Genomic DNA, 16,321 nt, shown 5'->3' with positions numbered 1-16,321 from the left:
TGGCTAAATACTTTCTCCTTCACGAATGATATATCCCATATCAATAATCGGATGCGCAATAGGTTCGTTCTTGAGCCTTGCAATGATTAATTCTGCGCTTTTTTGGCCAATGTCAAACCGGGGGGTATCGATGCTGGTGATTTTGGGATGAATGGTTTTACCAATATCTAAAGCGTTGTATCCCACAATAGAAAGCTGCTCAGGCACCTTGATACCACGCTTTTGAGCCGCGAATAAGGTACCAATGGCGATATCGTCGTTGGTACAGAAGATGCCATCTAAGTCAGGGTATTGCTGCATGGCTTTATCAAGTAAATCACTGGCTAATGAAAAACTGGAGTGTTCTTTGGTGAGAATGTGTTTTGTCGCTAACCCGGCTTCTCGCATGGCTTTGTCATAGCCAAGCATCCGGAGATGCGTGCGGGTATCAAGGCGGGCACCAAAGTAAGCGATGGACCGTTTACCTGCTGCAATGATACGACGTACCACCTGATAGGAAGCATCCATATGATCCAGTCCGACGACCATATCAATCGGAGACGGCGGAAGCTCCATCGTTTCAACCACGGGAACACCAGCGTTTTTGATCATCTGTAGTGTTCTCGGGGTGTGGTTGCTGGCGGTGAGAATCAAACCATCGACCTGATAGGAGAGGAGGGATGCGATTTTGCGTTCTTCTTCTTGTTCGTCATAACCAAAGTGAGCCAAAAGCGTTTCATAGCCATTGGCTTTCGTGACGGTCTCCACGCCTTGCATAAATGAAGCGAAGATCTGATTAGATAGTGATGGGAGTAACACCCCGATCGCATTACTTGAAGATCGGGACAGCATTGCCGGTGCGCGGTTTTCGATATAACCCAGTTGTTCAATCATTGTGGCGATTTTTTCTTGGGTCTTTTGAGCCACGGATTCAGGGTTGCGCATATACCGGGAGACGGTCATCTTCGTTACACCGACCGCATCGGCTACGTCTTGTAAGGTGGTGCGGTTTTTTTTCGGTCTTCGGGGCGTAACGGTCGTTTTGGTCATAGCGTTTTGCTCAGCCTAACAATATGAATTGTCTGCTTAGATAGGGTTTCGGGTTAAAGTCGGGGTCATCTTACCTTGCGTTTGCTTGCGATAGAAGTGTCGTAAGTGCAGAACGTCATCTGCATCCGTTTTTTACGGGCAGTGTAACGGTGGCTGATTTTCATTTATCCTGAGAGGTGTACATGTTTTTTTAAGTTACATGTTTTTTAAGTAGAAAGTAGATCGTAGTGTGATATATATCACTATTTTATTGAAAACATAGCAAAGAAATATTCATAGACTACGATAAATACGACTAGTGTATCTTTTGTTTTGATTTTCTTGGAGATTCATCAAAGTATGACAGTCATCATTGCCATGTGCCTGAAATAGGCAGATAAAGTTAAAATGCTTTGTCATTGAAAATGTATTGCCATTAAAAATATATTTATTGGGAAATATATTTCATACCTCAATTTAACAAGGTGTGTCTATGTTTAAAAATTTATCACTAAAAAATAAGTTAGCGATATCGGCCAGTATCGCCATCATTGTCGGCTGCATGCTGGTCGAGATCATTTCATTTTATGCTTCTTTGGAGCGATTATCCGTTTCTGTCGAACAGCGATTGCTGAGTTCCAGTGCTTCTTATAACCAATATGTGGCTGATTGGCTGAAGTCGAAAGAACTGGCTTTAACTTCCCTATCTGAAGAAGTTCAGGAAGGGTCCGTGGTCACTCATTTGAAACAGATGAAACGTGCCGCGGGTTTTGAAAATGTATTCCTTGCTTACCCTGACGGCAGTCAGAAGAATGCCAACGGGGTCGTGTTACCTCCGGGTAATGATGATCCCAGAACGTGGGGCTGGTACATCAATGCGAAGAAAAATCCGGGTAAAGTGTTTATGGATAACCCGACTGTCGCTGCGGCCACCGGAAAAAATGTGGTGTCGATGGGGAGAGCCGTCAATCTGTTTGGTTCAGAGTTGGTACTGGGCATTGATATTGAGTTGAATGATATTCTCAATAGTCTGGAGCATGTGGTTTTGCCGGGCGATGGCTATATGTTTATGACCAATAAGGCAGGGCATATCTTCATTCATCAGGATGTTTCTTTACTGAATCAGCCGGTTGAAACGCTGGGGATCTCTTTTGCAGATATTCAGGACATTGTCCGCTCAGGTCAAGATAAAGTGATCGAGATTCAGGGGAAAAAATATGTAATTTACGCACGGGCGATCCAAGACAGTGATTTGATTACGGTCGCGGTCATTGATCAGCAGTCTTTGGTCGAACCGCTTTATCATACATTGTATAGCCAACTTGCGGTGACGGGTGTGTTGGTCTTGATTGGTATCGCGCTGTTCAACTGGATCTGTAATATTTTATTCCGTCCGTTGCAGCATGTCTCGGATGCATTGGAGCAGATCGCAAGCGGCAGCGGTGATCTGACGCAGCGGATTGAGATCCGTAGCCATGATGAAGTGGGCAAAGTGGCGCATGGATTTAATACCTTCGTTGATAGTCTGCAACAGTTAATCAGGCATATTCGTCAGCAATCCGATGCTTTAACCCTGATGTCGCAAAAGAGTACAGAGCGGGTTCATCAGACCGCAGAGGAGCTTTCGGTACAGCAGCAGGAAATCGCCATGGTTGCCACCGCAGTGACGGAGATGGCTTCTGCAACGCAGGAAATCGCCTCGCATGCAGAACAGACAGCCCATTCGGCTCAGACTTCTTCTGAGAGCACTCAGCATGGGCATCAGTTGGTGATGAATACCAGAGAATCGATCAATCATTTGGCGAGTGAAGTTACTCAGGCCAGTACGGTGATTTTAGCGCTCGATCAGCACTCTGCGGAAATCTCGGCAGTGCTGAGTACCATTCAGGGGATCTCGGAGCAGACCAATCTGTTAGCCTTGAATGCTGCAATCGAAGCTGCCCGTGCCGGAGAGCAAGGGCGTGGGTTTGCGGTGGTGGCTGATGAGGTTCGGGTGCTTTCTCAGCGGACACACACTTCAACCGAAGAGATCAAATCCACGATTCAAACGCTTCAGGAAATGACCCAAAGAGCGGTCAGTTTTATGGAAAATAGTAGCAAGCTGGCTGAAAGCTCGGTTCAGGATGCGGATCATGCCAGTCAGGCTTTAGAAGATATCCTGACCTCTGTGGGTCTGATTAGCGATATGGCGACGCAGATTGCGACCGCAGCAGAAGAGCAGACCCATGTGACCGGTGAAATCACTCAGAATGTGACCGCGATTAAAGATGTTACTGAGGGGCTGGCAAGCGGTGCTGAAGCCGGATTACGCCAGACCAATGAAATGAAAGATCAGGCGGTAGATCTGAATTCGAAAGTGGCGACATTTAAACTCGATTAATCTGTCGATTGATACATTGATGCATTGAGACAACAAAAAAACCACATGGTTATCCATGTGGTTTTTGTTGTTTCAGAGCCATCGTTGCCAAAGCTATGTTTTCAAAGTCATCGTTGCAAAGCTATCGGGCGTCAAACGCTCTGTCCATGGTAAGTCGGCCTGCAATGGTTACACCTGTTGTGTCCATCCTGCTTGTGGTATAGGCGGTTATGATAACAGTGCGGTAATCACACCGATGAGCGCACCAAACACTCCACCCCAAATGACCAACCACCCCAGATGTTCTTTAATCATTTTCTGTACCATCTCTTTGACCAGTTGCGGGGTTAACTCACTGAGTCGCTGATCGATGATCTGTTCGATATTCTGACGGATATCCGCTTTCATGGTCTCGGATTCTAACTGTTCTTTCAGCGCGTTTTGGACCGAGTCGCTGTGGCTGATTTCAACCATTGCCTGCTGCATTTTTTCGACAAAAGGCTGTTTCAGCGGTTGCAGAGCATCGGTTCCGCCAAACATGGCCAGCATGCCGCCGAAGGATGATTGAGCAATGGTTTCAACTAATGCATCAAACGTTGGATTAAAATCCACTTGCGCGATGACTGGTTCTAAGCTGAGTTGACTTGTTTGGTTGAGTTCTTGATCGAGAAATTTATCAATGTTGGTATCGGTAAAAAATTGCTCCATCATCAGAGATTTGATCGCGGAACGAAATGCATCAAAGCGTTTGGGAATCACACCTGAGCCGTATAATCCGGGCACTTTCTCGAAGAGCATATGAATGGCGAGCCAGTTGGTGATCGCACCAGAAAAGGCAAATAGCCCCGCAGTGAATAGAATATCCTCATTCAGCTGATAGCCTGCAAACATGCAGAGAATCGCAATCAGGTTGGTATAAAGGCTTTTGTTGGTCATATTGGTGTCTCATCTCCTGAAAATCTCGAAACAGGCGGATTTTAGAAGAAAACGGTTCGTTTTAGAAGCAAAGCCTTGATTGCGGAGTAACAAACAATCAAGGTTGATTCGTGAAGCGGTGTATCGGATGAGAAAAATCAGCATGCGCCACCGTAGTGGCACATGTGAGTGATTTACTTACAACCGATGAATCCGCCAGTCTGATGTTGCCAGAGGTGCGCGTAAATGCCACGTTTGGCGAGTAGTGCTTGATGCGTCCCTTCTTCGACGATTTTGCCTTGATCGAGCACGATCAGGCGATCCATCGCCGCGATCGTTGAGAGACGGTGAGCAATCGCAATCACCGTTTTGCCTTCCATTAGCTCATAGAGACTTTCCTGAATTGCGGCCTCCACTTCTGAGTCGAGGGCTGACGTCGCTTCGTCCAGAATCAGAATCGGGGCATTTTTCAGCAATACCCGAGTAATGGCGATGCGTTGACGTTGTCCACCGGATAACTTAATACCGCGTTCACCGACTTGGGCGTCATAACCGCGGTTACCGTGCGGGTCTGACAATGTTTCAATGAACTCATGGGCGTGCGCTTGTTGTGCCGCGCGAATCATCTGTTCTTCTGTTGCTTCGGGATTACCGTAGAGAATGTTTTCACGGATGGAACGATGAAGCAGCGATGTATCTTGCGTAACCATACCAATCACGCGGCGGAGTGAATCCTGGGTCATTGCATCAATGGCTTGACCGTCAATGCGAATTTGACCGCTTTCGACGTCGTGAAAACGGAGCAGTAAGTTAACCAACGTTGACTTTCCAGCGCCGGAACGTCCGACTATCCCGACTTTTTCTCCGGGTCGGATATGCAGGTTTAAGTCATTGATGACATGGATATCGGTGCCGTAGCAAAAATGGACGTGATCAAACTCAATGGCCCCTTGGGTGATCTGCAATGGTTCGGCATCCGGTTTATCTTGAACTGAAATCGAGCGGGACAGTGAGTTCATCCCGTCCACGACGGTCCCCATGTTCTCAAACAGTCCGCCGATTTCCCACATGATCCATTTGGACATTCCGTTGATACGTAGTGCCAGTGAGATCGCCACGGCGATAGCACCGACGGTAATGGCTTGTTGTGACCACAAGTAAATCGAAATGGCAGAAATCGAAAAGAGCAGCAGGTAATTGGCGACCTCAACCGAGAGATTAAATCCGGTCACCAGACGCATCTGGCGGTACACGGTACCGAGAAATCCTTCCATACTCTCTTGAACGTAGCTGGTTTCCCGGTGATTGTGTGAGAACAGCTTGACCGTCTGGATGTTGGTGTAGCTGTCAACGAAGCGTCCTGTCATGGTTGAACGGGCATCGGCTTGCAGTGACGAAACATGTTTGAGCTTGGGGACATAGAAAAACTGGATGCCGATGTAACTGATGAGCCAGAGCAGCATGGGGAGCATCAGACGCCAGTCAGAATCGCCAAGCAGGACCAAAATCGCGGTGAGATAAACACTGACGTAAATAAAAACATCAACCATTTTCATCACGGTTTCGCGAATGGCCAACGAGGTCTGCATCACTTTGGTTGCAATGCGCCCGGCAAATTCATCCTGGTAAAAAGAGAGGCTTTGTTTTAACAGATAGCGGTGTGCCAGCCAACGAATCGACATCGGATAGTTCCCGAGCATCGTTTGGTGAATCAATAATGAATGAATCGCGACAATCAGTGGCATACCGATCAGGATTAACACCGTCAGACCAATCAAAAGCGATTGATTATCGGCAAGAAATGTTTCCGGCTGGCTGGCAGAAAGCCAGTCTACCAATCGACCCATAAATCCGATCAGGGCGACTTCAATAATGGCGATTGCCATACTCAATAAAGCGATGATGATTAATGGCTTGATAAATCCTTGCGTATAATGACGACAAAACGCCCATAAAGTCGTTGGCGGTTGTTGTGGCTCTTCTGAGGGAAAAGCCTGCGTAAACCCCTCAAATCGCTTAAACATAAAGGTCCTTTGGTTTCGGTAATCATTGGGTAAATCACGGCGGTATGGTGTTGCTCTCCGAGCAGACGGTTACCCGGCAGCGAGTGAGAAAACAATCAGCCTCCATTATAATCATCTTTGGAGGCTTTCACAGTCTGTTACGATAGAGCTGTTACGATTGAGAACTGTTACGATAGAGACGTTTGCTGAGATGAGCAATCCTGAGATGCACAATAGAGAATGGCAAAAGACATGGCGGGTTGTGACCGTTCGTTCTTGTCTATGGTGGACATCATTTCAAAGGCGGCGGTATCAAATAAAACTTGCCAGACTTGCTGACCTTCGGGGAGAGAAAATAGGATCGATTCCTGGGTGCGGTTGATCAGGTAGAGGATTTCGTCACCGGTATCTCCGAGCCCCAAATGCAGCGAAACACGATTGAGTTGGTTCCAGTCGTCTTGAGTCATCAGTGAGCCATCCTCCTTACGCCAGAAAACCCGGTTCGAGTTGCGAGAGTCACCGCTGAATGCCTGAATAAACGGCACCATATATTTTTCCCGCGCGGTGACAAGTTTGCCCAGCCAAGCCTGAAACTGCTGTTCATCTTTGTTTAACTGCCATTTGAGCCAGCTAATCTCGTTATCCTGACAGTATGCGTTGTTATTGCCTTGTTGTGTATGGGACAGCAAGTCGGCCGTCAGGAGGTGCGGGATACCAAATGAAAACAGAACTGTGGCCATAAAGTTGCGTTTCTGCTGCATCCGGACTTTGTTAATCTCCGCATCTTGGGTCGGGCCTTCGATGCCATAGTTTTCAGAGCGGTTGTCGCCGTGACCGTCCCGGTTCTGTTCACCATTGGCTTCATTATGCTTGTGTTTGTATGACACCAGGTCTTGAAGGGTAAAGCCGTCATGATAAGTGATGTAATTGACCGTGAGTTTGAAAGGCCAGTTTGCAGCACTGTATAAATCCCGTGAACCCATGATTCGGGTTGCAAATTCTTTGAGGTATCCCTGATCACCACGCCAGAAGCTGCGACTGATATCTCTGAGCTTATCGTTGGTTTCGTTCCAGCCGAACGGGAAGTTGCCGACTTGATAACCGTTCGGCCCAATATCCCAAGGTTCTGCGATCAGTTTGGTTTGCTTGAGTACGGGGTCTTGAGCAACGGCTTTAAAAAACGGAGCATTCGGGCTAAATGATTCTCCGGAACGGCCGAGGGTTGCGGCAAGATCGAAACGGAAGCCATCGATGTGATATTCACTGACCCAATAGCGGAGTGTATCCATGACCAGATTGAGAGACGGCTGATAAGCCAGATCGATGGTGTTGCCACACCCGGTAAAATTGGCATAAGCATGGTCATCCGTGATGTAATATTTGGGGTCTAACCCTCTCAGGTTGAAGAGCGGCCCATCAGCGCCACCTTCGGCAGTGTGGTTGTATACCACATCCAAAATCACTTCAATACCCGCCTCATGCAGCGTGCGAATCACCGTTTTTAACTCTGTGACCGGATCATCAATCGCGTAGCGTGGATCGGGCACCATAAACAGATACGGATTGTATCCCCAATAATTGACTTGTTGTGCTTTTAACAGGTGAGGTTCATGCATACAAGCGGCGATAGGCAGGAGCTGGAGCGTTTGAATATGCTGCTTTTGATAAAATGCCATCATCGCCGGGTGAATCAGTCCGAGATACTTTCCTCGCAACTTGGGCGGGATATCCGGATGTTGTTGTGTCAAACCCTTCACATGGGTTTCGAATAGAACAGTCTTTTCCCGTGGAATATTGGGGTGAGATGTTTCCTGCCAGTCAAAGCGGTCATCGACAACCACACATTTGGGCAGTTGAAAACTTGATTTGATGGTGAATGGGGGGGTATAGCTGAGTGGCCCATCCAGTGATTTTGCATAAGGGTCGGAGATATATTGCCACTTTTTCTGCTCTGGCTGCTTGATGAGATAGCCATATTTTTGACCGGCGCGAATTGCCGGAATATAGGTAAACCGGATGCCGGCATACTCATCGTCGAGTGGATATGTGTCGTAGCGTCCTTGTTCATCGAATAATGCGAGCCGAATGGACTGCTCCCCCGGTGCATAAACAGAAAAGTTGCATCCGTCGGCGTCCAGTGTGGCACCTAAAGGATAAGGTTGAGATTGGACCGTATCGTTCACTTTATGCATTTAGTTTTCCACCCGGTTATTCTTACTTGTATTGTTTCTGCTAAAAACAGTTCTAGTAAAAAACTTTGTTGTGCATTGGTCAAGTGTTCGTTACAAAATGTACAGTTCGTCACAAAATGTACACAGATCACGCGATTGCTACAAGGTTAACGCAAACGAAGGCGACACACGCTATATATTTTAGTTATATATTTTATATACCACAGGATTTATTTTTGCGGCGGGAGTCGATGAAAGTCTGTCAGAAGTGACTAATCTTCAGCATCGATTCTCATCCTTATTTTAGGTAGATATCACTTTGTGAGGAAAATGACTCGCATGATTACATCTGTTGCTGATATTCTTTTTGATATTGGAATCATCAGGCATCAGTGCCTGATTGCTCTGCTTTGCAACCAACCAGAAATAGGCATGAATGAATATTATCGGATTTTTAATGGGACTGGCTGGTCTATCACTGATTTTATTGGTGTCTTGGATGCTGGTCCTTTCGGTAAAACAAAAACGGCTGGAAGCTGAACGTCAGGCAAGAGAAGACTCAGGGCGTCGTGCGAGAGAGCAAGCCATGGCAGAAGACCGGAAAGAGCGGCAGAAAAAAGCCGATGAAGGCCACATTCCGACTATTCTTTATTTGGCTAAAGAAGCCGAGAAACGCGATCTGCGGGAAGCATTATTTTGGTATGAGAAGGCGGCGTCTCTGGAAAATATTACCGGAATGTATGGTGTCGTGCGGATTTGTCAGCGTTCCCGCAAGGATACGATATTCGAAGAAAAAGCAAGGTTCTGGCAAGTGTATATTCGTGGTCTGGAAGGGGATTTACATGCACTTTGCGAAACGGCGAAAGCCTATTTCTCCGGTTTGGGGATTGCCGTAGATATTGAAAAAGGGGTCCGGATCCTCGAAAAGGTGGCAATGTCAAACTTCATCCCGGCCCAACTGAACTTAGGAGACTGGTATGTTTCCCGGGATAACCCGGTCCCGAAGCCTGAAGATGCTTGTTTCTGGTATGCCAAGGCTGCGAGGCTGGATAGCTCGGAGGCCATGATGAAATTAGGTTTGAGTTATCTCAAGGGCAATGGTGTGAGCCAAGATCATCGCAAAGGCTGCTACTGGCTGGAATGTGCCGGAGAAAGAGGCAATGCCGAGGCGATGTATCATGCCGGGAAAGCGTGGATGGATCATGGTGCATACGGTAATTCAGTCGCTTATATCTGGCTATTTTTATCGGCACATTGTGGTTATGAACCGGCAAAAGGGATGCGGGATGATGTCGGTAGCCGCCTTGGGGTTGACTCGATTGTGTTGTTGCAAAGTTTTGCCAAACCATTGTTGAAAAAAATTAAGTCAGGGACAATCGGGAAGCATCTGATTATTCGGGCTTTCAATAAGTTATATAAGCGTAATGTTCCGATTCCCCAACGTGAGTATCCAGATGACGACTTACCGTCAACCGATGACAGCGATGCGTTGGTTGCAGAAATGGAAGAGTTGTTGCCCGGTCCGCATGACGATACAACCAGCGGTGAAGCACCAGCGGATGCTGACACTGGAAAAGGTGGGGGTGAGGAAACGAATCTCAAACTGGACTTTACCGATAAGCATATGCACTGAGCCCCGCTCATCAATATTGATAGATGTTATCCTGCCCTTAGGCAGGATAACAAAACAACAGCATCAGACTGTCTTCTGATGCTCTGATTGACAGACTGCTGCGGTGAACACAACATCTGTTGAACTGTTTAGCGCGGTTTCTGCTGAATCTTGAATGACCCCGATAATAAATCCGACCGCAACGACCTGCATCGCCACATCGTTAGAGATACCGAAAAGGCCACATGCGAGTGGAATCAGGAGCAGAGAGCCACCGGCAACACCCGAAGCGCCACATGCCGAGATTGCTGCAATGAGACTGAGCAGTAATGCGCTCATCATATCAACTTCAATGCCCATGGTATTCACTGCCGCCAGTGTCAGAACGGTGATCGTGATAGCAGCCCCCGCCATATTGATCGTCGCGCCGAGAGGAATGGATACGGAGTAGGTATCTTCATCCAATCCGAGTTTGTCACACAGGTTGAGGTTGACCGGAATATTGGCAGCACTCGAACGGGTGAAGAAGGCGGTCACACCGCTTTCACGCAGACATTGCAGAACCAATGGATAAGGGTTGCGACGCGTTTTGACATAAACGATGATCGGATTGACAAACAGAGCGATAATCAACATTGATGCCAGCAAGACCGCAAGCAGATGGGTATAGCCGGCAAGTGCCGAAAATCCGGTTGTCGCAAATGTTGAAGCCACCAGACCAAAGATACCGAACGGCGCGAGGCGAATGACGAAGCGAACAATCATTGTGACACCGTGGCTGAGATCTTCGAGTAAGGCTTTGGTGGATGCACTGGCATGATGTAAGGCTAATCCCAAACCAATTGCCCAAGCCAGAATACCGATATAGTTGGCTTGAACAATCGCATTGATTGGATTATCGACAATCTTAAACAGAAGGGTATGAAGGACTTCTGTGATGCCTTGTGGTGGAGTTGCGCCATGCGCACCGGCAACCAGTGTCAATGTGGTTGGAAACATAAAACTTAATACGACTGCAGTGAGCGCAGCGGTAAATGTTCCCAGTAAATACAACCCCACGATAGGGCGCATAAAGGTATGTTGGTTTCTTTTCTGATTGGCAATAGAAGCTGCAACTAAAACGAAAACGAGAATGGGTGCGACGGCTTTCAGTGCGCTGACAAAAAAGCTGCCCAGCAAGCCGGCTTTTGTTGCTGCTTCGGGAGCGAAGGTCGCCAGAAGTGCGCCGAAAACAATGCCTGCAATGATTTGCAGCACTAAGTTGCCTCGGGCAAAACGAGCGAAGATGTTGTTGCTTTGCATACTAATTCCTGCGATTTAGTGATGGGGGGAATGTTGATCATCGGGATTGATTTTTGCCGGAGGACGGCTTGTCTCTGTCTCAGATCACATCCGGATTCGAATTATAATATTTCTGAACGGTCGTGAGACTGAAGTCGTGTGCTGTGATTCGTGCCACCATTCGTGTCACTCAAGTCCAGAAAAATTCATATTATAGTGACAAAATGATGTGTCTAGAATTAATTAGATTTCAGGTAGGAAAATTGTTAATCAGGCGGTAAAACGGATGATTTTGTTGTATTTGTTGATTTTTTGTGACTAAAAATTCTAGGGTGGGTTCATTTTCTCTAATTAGCCTTGTTGCATATTATCATGGGGAAGTGATCCTTCCCCAAATCGACATGTGTCTGCGATGCTTATCCATGTGACGGACGGGCAAATTTTTCAAGGGCCAGTACCAAGACAATGGCACTACACATCATTACGATTGCCAGCAACAGTTGCGCGGATTGCGATGTGAGTTGCTCATACGCCATTGGCGACAGATTGTGTTGCACAAGCGGAACTTGCTCACCATGAGAGTTGGTCCGCCAGGTCAACGTTTCTTTCCACGGCCAGATCTTCGGTAATGTTCCGACCATAAGCCCCGTCAATCCTGACAATGTGATATTCCGGTAATGTTTCAGTAACCAAGAGAGCAGGTGAGAAAAACTTAATAGCCCTACAACACACCCGACCAAAAAGACCATAAGAATATCGATTTGCATTACTTTCACCGCATCAAGAATCGGTGTATACATGCCGAGCAGCAGCAGAATAAAACTCCCGGAAATTCCCGGTAGAATCATGGCGCAAATCGCAATGCCCCCGGCAATAAAAACATTCAGCAGTGAGGGGTCTAAGTTCAGCGGTTGTAAGACGGTGATGGTGTAGGCGAGCGCTAAACCGACTCCCCATGCGACGAGGTCTAATAAACGTTTCTGCTCGATTTGTCTGAAAATATGGTAGACGGAAACCAGAATAAGACCGAAGAAGAATGACCAGAGTGGGATCGGGTGGGTCTCCAGCAACCAAGAGATCAGTTTGGCCAGTGTGAGAATACTGACAAAAATGCCACTGAACAGACTCAGTAAAAATAACGCATTGATATGACGCAATGTGTCGGCTACGCCATATTGACGTAGGTAGGTGATCAGTCTGGGGTTAATACGACGAATACTTTCCAGCAGTTTGTCATAGATACCGGTAATAAAAGCAATCGTGCCACCGGAAACACCTGGCACAACATCTGCGGCGCCCATGGCGAGGCCTTTTAAGAAAGTGATGAAATAATTCATTGAGTCAATCAGATATAAAAAGTCATTGGGCATTCAGTATATCGAATTCTGATCGAGATCCCCATAGACTTTGCAAAATTGGTGTTTGAATTCAGTTTGCTTTTTGCAAGATGAGGATGTTTTTTGCAAAATGCAATTTGTCTATTCGTATGAATGCACTCAATTGTTGACCATATCATCTAATTTTCTGTATTTGCTGGTTATTTAAAGTTGGCATGGGATGTGCATTAATCACAATGACCCTTAAGCCGAGGGTCACCTAGCCAACTGACGTTGTTAGTGAACCTTGTTGTTCACATTGATTGTGCCAAGTGCGTATTGCGCTTGGCTTTTTTTTTGCGTGATTTTCTTGTCAGTTCAGAGCCGCTGGTGATGCAACATATTCTGGGCGTTGTTCTTGATTCGGCTTGCGATGGGTTATTCTTCGACACAGACTTGGTTACGGCCGTTGGCTTTCGCACGATAGAGCGCTTTATCCGCGCGATAGAAGGTGCGCTGTGTGTTCTCTCCTTCCCGGTGTAACGTGATTCCAATACTGACCGTCAATCCTCTTTCTCCCAGAATCTCTTGCCAATTGAATTGGTATATATTTTCACGGAAGTGTTCACCATGGGTTTGCGCTTTTTCCAGTGTTGTCCCTTCGATAATCACCAGAAATTCCTCGCCGCCAAAACGCACACAAGAGGCCTGTTGAAAACCGAAATACTCGCTTAACAGTCTGGATACATTGACAATGGCTTTGTCTCCGACAAGGTGACTGAGCTCATCATTAATGGATTTGAAATGATCAATATCCACGACAAGAAAGGCGAAGGGGACTTCATGCAGCAGCAGATCTTTGAGCTTAGTATCCAACCAGCGGCGATTATGGAGTTTTGTCAGCGGATCGGTAAAGACATCTTGCTGGAGCTGAGCCACGGTATTTTTTTGATTTTCCGTTGTTTCTTTGAGTTCCCGATTTTCGATCTCTGACAAAATCAGTTTTAACTGAAGTTCAAAGCGAGATAGCCGACGAAGTTGCGTTGTGCCCAAATCGCCGATCGGAATCCGTTTCATTAAATCGGATTCGACCTGAAAGGCGCGCTTTTGACAGTCCAGTGCTTGCTGGTATTTATGTTGATATTCATAAATATAACTGAGAACCTGATATAGATCTTTTTTCAATTCCGGATGGGTAAATGACGCAATTTTCTTATTCTGACTGAGGAGTAGCATTTCTGCGAGATGAACTTTTCCGATTCGAGTGAAGCAATGCGCCAGCTCGATTTTGATTAAGCACGAGAGTGAGATCAGGTAGTGATGTCGAGTGGTATAAGGGACAGAGGCGATAACGTGTAAAGCATCAGAAACATTATTTTCTGCGAGATAAATTTTTGCTTTGTATAACAGGATCTGACCCGCCAGTGTTTTGTCACTGACCAGTATACTGAGCTCCTCACACTCTTTGATGAGCAGTTTTGCCTGTTTATAATTTTTAAGGTCGATACAGCAGGCGAGCATCGATATTCTATAGCGAAGACGGAGCACACGACTGGAGAGTGCATGATCAATACTATCGATTTTTTGATAAAAGCGCATTGCTTTAGCCGAGTCACCATAGCGATGACAGAGTGATCCCATCCCCAGAACAGCCTGAGCGTATTCATCAATAAAACCGTACTCAACAGCGAGGTTTGAAATAGAAATATACGCTTGTAAGGCAGTTTGATAATCCCCGATTGCGATAAAGCGTTCACTTAAACTGATTTCTATCGATAAGATTTTGTCAGCATCTTGTGGAAATTGCAGGAATGCTCGGGCGGCTTTGAGTTCCTCAATACTTTGTTGAAACTGATTGAGCGATACTCGGTACTCTGCGCTGATAATATAGCACTGGGCTTTTTGCCATGGTGTTGAGGCAATGTCATTTTTGACTTGTTCCCAGAAAGTGATGGCTTCTTCCCCACTGACCGCAGTGACATCAAGACCTGCATTTTTTACTTTATTGAGTAAGTCCTGCATTTTACGACCCTTTCAGTGGTAATTCAGTGAGTTGATCTAATGTAAACGGGAAAGAAAGGATATTATGAAGTGAAATATCCGGAAGGTCGCCTGTCAGACCTTTTCTTCCCCAAGGATAAATCTGAATCATCTGCTGTAAAATATCGAAAATCTGCTGAGCATTGTCACCGGTATCTGCCAGTAATAGTCCCAGTCGGTCTGAGCTCAGGCGGGAGACCAGATCCCGTTTTGAACAGAGTGAGTGGGTTAATTCGGTACAGGCGTCAATATAACGGGGGGTCTCATGATAGATAATAATGACGGAATAGTTTGATGATTTCAGTGCGGTTTTAAATAAGACCAGTTGTTCCCACCAGTAAGTTTCCGAAACGACATTGGTCAGATGTTTCTCTGGGTCATATTCATATTGACCCCGGATTCGGTTAATGAGCTTTCTCGCTCTTTGTTCCAACTGTTTTTTCGAATTCCGGACTTTGTCTTTACTTTCCCGCTTGTTTTGCATATCTAGCTGCGACGTGGAACAACTGCGGTAGCGTTTAAAAGCCACTAATGCACTTTGGTAATCTTCTTGCTGTTCAGCAACCAAAGACTGTTGAAAATAAACTAACGCTAATAACTCATCATTGGTCGACTCTCGGGCTGCTTGTTCGGCTTTATTGAGCAGTGTGTTTGCTTCCGCCATATTCTGACGGAGCATTTCCAATCGGGCACGGTTGATGTAGGAGTGTGTTTTTACCCAGGAAAAATTATTAGCCACAGCCAAATCATGCGCATATTGAGCGGCTTCTTCGGCATCTTCCAAACGCTCCAGTCCCAGCAATGCAAGGGCCCGGAAATCCCAGACTTCCGCAACTTCCTGAAGGAAGTTTTTGTCCTCCAGAACTTCAAGCGCGCCATCTAAAACCGTTAACATATCGACATAACGGTTGAGCAGATATAAATCCCAAGCCCATAAAATTCTGGCTCTGCCTTCGAGTGATTCCTGACGGGTATTATTGGCGACTTTTACCGCCAGTTCATGGGTCGCGCATGCGAGGTGATATTCGTGGGTACTCCGCCAGATATTGCCGAGTCCGAGTAGACTTTTGATCAGAATATGGATGTCTTCTTCAAGCGTTGCCTGCTCTAAGGCATGAATCCAGTATTGCTGGGCGGTATAAAATTTCCCCTCTTCCCATGAATGTAAAGCATGGAGGTGCAGAATTTCCGGCAAATATTCGTCATTGTCGAGTTCATTCTGAGCCGCCAGTGCTTCTTTGGCATAGCGGATTCCCTGTGCATATTTTCCGAGTATCAAAGCACATCGACACATAAGCATCAGGCATTGAATGGCTCCCTCAGCGAAGTGAATTTGTCTGGAGCGTGTCAGACACTGTTCTGCTCTACACAGAACGTCTGTCGGCGCAATTTCGCAACGGCGCTTAAGTTGCTCTATTTCAATTTCAAGGAGATAAAGGCTTTTATCCAAACTTAATTATTCCTTTGTTACGTCACTCCGACAAGGTACATTGATGAGCTTAGTTGAAATTATCAATGCGATCGACCCTGGTCATAGTCTTCAGTCAGGGAACATTTTACAGACTTATCTAATCGTTCAAATTACGTAATGCTATTCGCACAAAAGCTATTCGTAT

At 46.3% G+C, this 16,321-nt stretch carries 11 protein-coding genes; 3 read left to right on the top strand and 8 right to left on the bottom strand.

What is annotated here, in order from left to right:
- Positions 1-3: 3 nt before the first annotated feature.
- Positions 4-1,029, bottom strand: coding sequence for a substrate-binding domain-containing protein (locus tag OCU60_RS22135; protein ID WP_074374365.1), 1,026 nt, complete (start codon positions 1,027-1,029; stop codon positions 4-6).
- Between the two features lie 472 nt (positions 1,030-1,501).
- On the opposite strand from OCU60_RS22135, the gene OCU60_RS22130 reads away from it, so the two are divergent.
- Positions 1,502-3,388 carry a methyl-accepting chemotaxis protein gene (locus tag OCU60_RS22130; protein ID WP_074374364.1) on the top strand — a complete coding sequence of 629 codons (1,887 nt, stop codon included), beginning with the start codon at positions 1,502-1,504 and terminating at the stop codon, positions 3,386-3,388.
- A 207-nt stretch (positions 3,389-3,595) separates the two neighbouring features.
- On the opposite strand, the gene OCU60_RS22125 is transcribed toward OCU60_RS22130, so the two are convergent.
- The 3 genes from OCU60_RS22125 to glgX form a co-directional block, all read right to left on the bottom strand.
- Entirely contained in the window at positions 3,596-4,303 is a 708-nt protein-coding gene (locus tag OCU60_RS22125) for a DUF445 domain-containing protein (protein ID WP_074374363.1), read from the bottom strand.
- A 173-nt stretch (positions 4,304-4,476) separates the two neighbouring features.
- Complete coding sequence (locus OCU60_RS22120; RefSeq protein WP_074374362.1) at positions 4,477-6,306, bottom strand: ABC transporter ATP-binding protein; 1,830 nt, start codon at positions 6,304-6,306, stop codon at positions 4,477-4,479.
- Positions 6,307-6,473: 167 nt separating this feature from the next.
- Positions 6,474-8,477 (bottom strand): glycogen debranching protein GlgX, encoded by a 2,004-nt coding sequence (gene glgX, locus OCU60_RS22115; protein ID WP_074374361.1) that lies wholly within the window; start codon positions 8,475-8,477, stop codon positions 6,474-6,476.
- Between the two features lie 318 nt (positions 8,478-8,795).
- Between glgX and OCU60_RS22110 the strand changes: the two genes are divergently transcribed.
- Complete coding sequence (locus OCU60_RS22110; protein ID WP_228449074.1) at positions 8,796-8,996, top strand: hypothetical protein; 201 nt, start codon at positions 8,796-8,798, stop codon at positions 8,994-8,996.
- A complete protein-coding gene (locus OCU60_RS22105) occupies positions 8,956-10,089 on the top strand; it encodes a tetratricopeptide repeat protein (protein WP_228449075.1) in 1,134 nt (377 codons plus the stop codon). The genes OCU60_RS22110 and OCU60_RS22105 overlap by 41 nt, the downstream gene beginning before the upstream one ends.
- A gap of 63 nt (positions 10,090-10,152) precedes the next feature.
- Here OCU60_RS22105 and sstT read toward each other — a convergent pair whose 3' ends face one another.
- The 4 genes from sstT to OCU60_RS22085 all read right to left on the bottom strand — a co-directional run bounded on the left by sstT (position 10,153) and on the right by OCU60_RS22085 (position 16,155).
- The gene (sstT, locus tag OCU60_RS22100) at positions 10,153-11,370 is read right to left on the bottom strand and encodes a serine/threonine transporter SstT (RefSeq protein ID WP_074374359.1); all 1,218 of its coding nucleotides are present in this window, start codon (positions 11,368-11,370) and stop codon (positions 10,153-10,155) included.
- 395 nt (positions 11,371-11,765) lie between these two features.
- Positions 11,766-12,686, bottom strand: coding sequence for a DUF368 domain-containing protein (locus OCU60_RS22095; protein ID WP_074374457.1), 921 nt, complete (start codon positions 12,684-12,686; stop codon positions 11,766-11,768).
- Between the two features lie 417 nt (positions 12,687-13,103).
- On the bottom strand, positions 13,104-14,687 hold the full coding sequence (locus OCU60_RS22090) for a GGDEF domain-containing protein (RefSeq protein ID WP_074374358.1): 1,584 nt from the start codon (positions 14,685-14,687) through the stop codon (positions 13,104-13,106).
- Between the two features lies 1 nt (position 14,688).
- Positions 14,689-16,155, bottom strand: a complete 1,467-nt coding sequence (locus OCU60_RS22085) for a hypothetical protein (RefSeq protein ID WP_074374357.1) — start codon at positions 16,153-16,155, stop codon at positions 14,689-14,691.
- Between the last annotated feature and the right edge of the window lie 166 nt (positions 16,156-16,321).

This window comes from Vibrio spartinae (genome assembly GCF_024347135.1).
GTDB lineage: Bacteria > Pseudomonadota > Gammaproteobacteria > Enterobacterales > Vibrionaceae > Vibrio > Vibrio spartinae.
The sequence above is the reverse complement of the archived record's forward strand: the minus strand, read 5'-3'. Positions and strand labels throughout refer to the sequence as shown.

Bases quoted from the DNA above. Each gene is read 5' to 3' on its own strand.
- OCU60_RS22135 (WP_074374365.1), bottom strand. From the start codon at position 1,029: ATGACCAAAACGACCGTTACGCCCCGAAGACCGAAAAAAAACCGCACC.
- OCU60_RS22130 (WP_074374364.1), top strand. From the start codon at position 1,502: ATGTTTAAAAATTTATCACTAAAAAATAAGTTAGCGATATCGGCCAGT.
- OCU60_RS22125 (WP_074374363.1), bottom strand. From the start codon at position 4,303: ATGACCAACAAAAGCCTTTATACCAACCTGATTGCGATTCTCTGCATG.
- OCU60_RS22120 (WP_074374362.1), bottom strand. From the start codon at position 6,306: ATGTTTAAGCGATTTGAGGGGTTTACGCAGGCTTTTCCCTCAGAAGAG.
- glgX (WP_074374361.1), bottom strand. From the start codon at position 8,477: ATGCATAAAGTGAACGATACGGTCCAATCTCAACCTTATCCTTTAGGT.
- OCU60_RS22110 (WP_228449074.1), top strand. From the start codon at position 8,796: ATGATTACATCTGTTGCTGATATTCTTTTTGATATTGGAATCATCAGG.
- OCU60_RS22105 (WP_228449075.1), top strand. From the start codon at position 8,956: ATGCTGGTCCTTTCGGTAAAACAAAAACGGCTGGAAGCTGAACGTCAG.
- sstT (WP_074374359.1), bottom strand. From the start codon at position 11,370: ATGCAAAGCAACAACATCTTCGCTCGTTTTGCCCGAGGCAACTTAGTG.
- OCU60_RS22095 (WP_074374457.1), bottom strand. From the start codon at position 12,686: ATGAATTATTTCATCACTTTCTTAAAAGGCCTCGCCATGGGCGCCGCA.
- OCU60_RS22090 (WP_074374358.1), bottom strand. From the start codon at position 14,687: ATGCAGGACTTACTCAATAAAGTAAAAAATGCAGGTCTTGATGTCACT.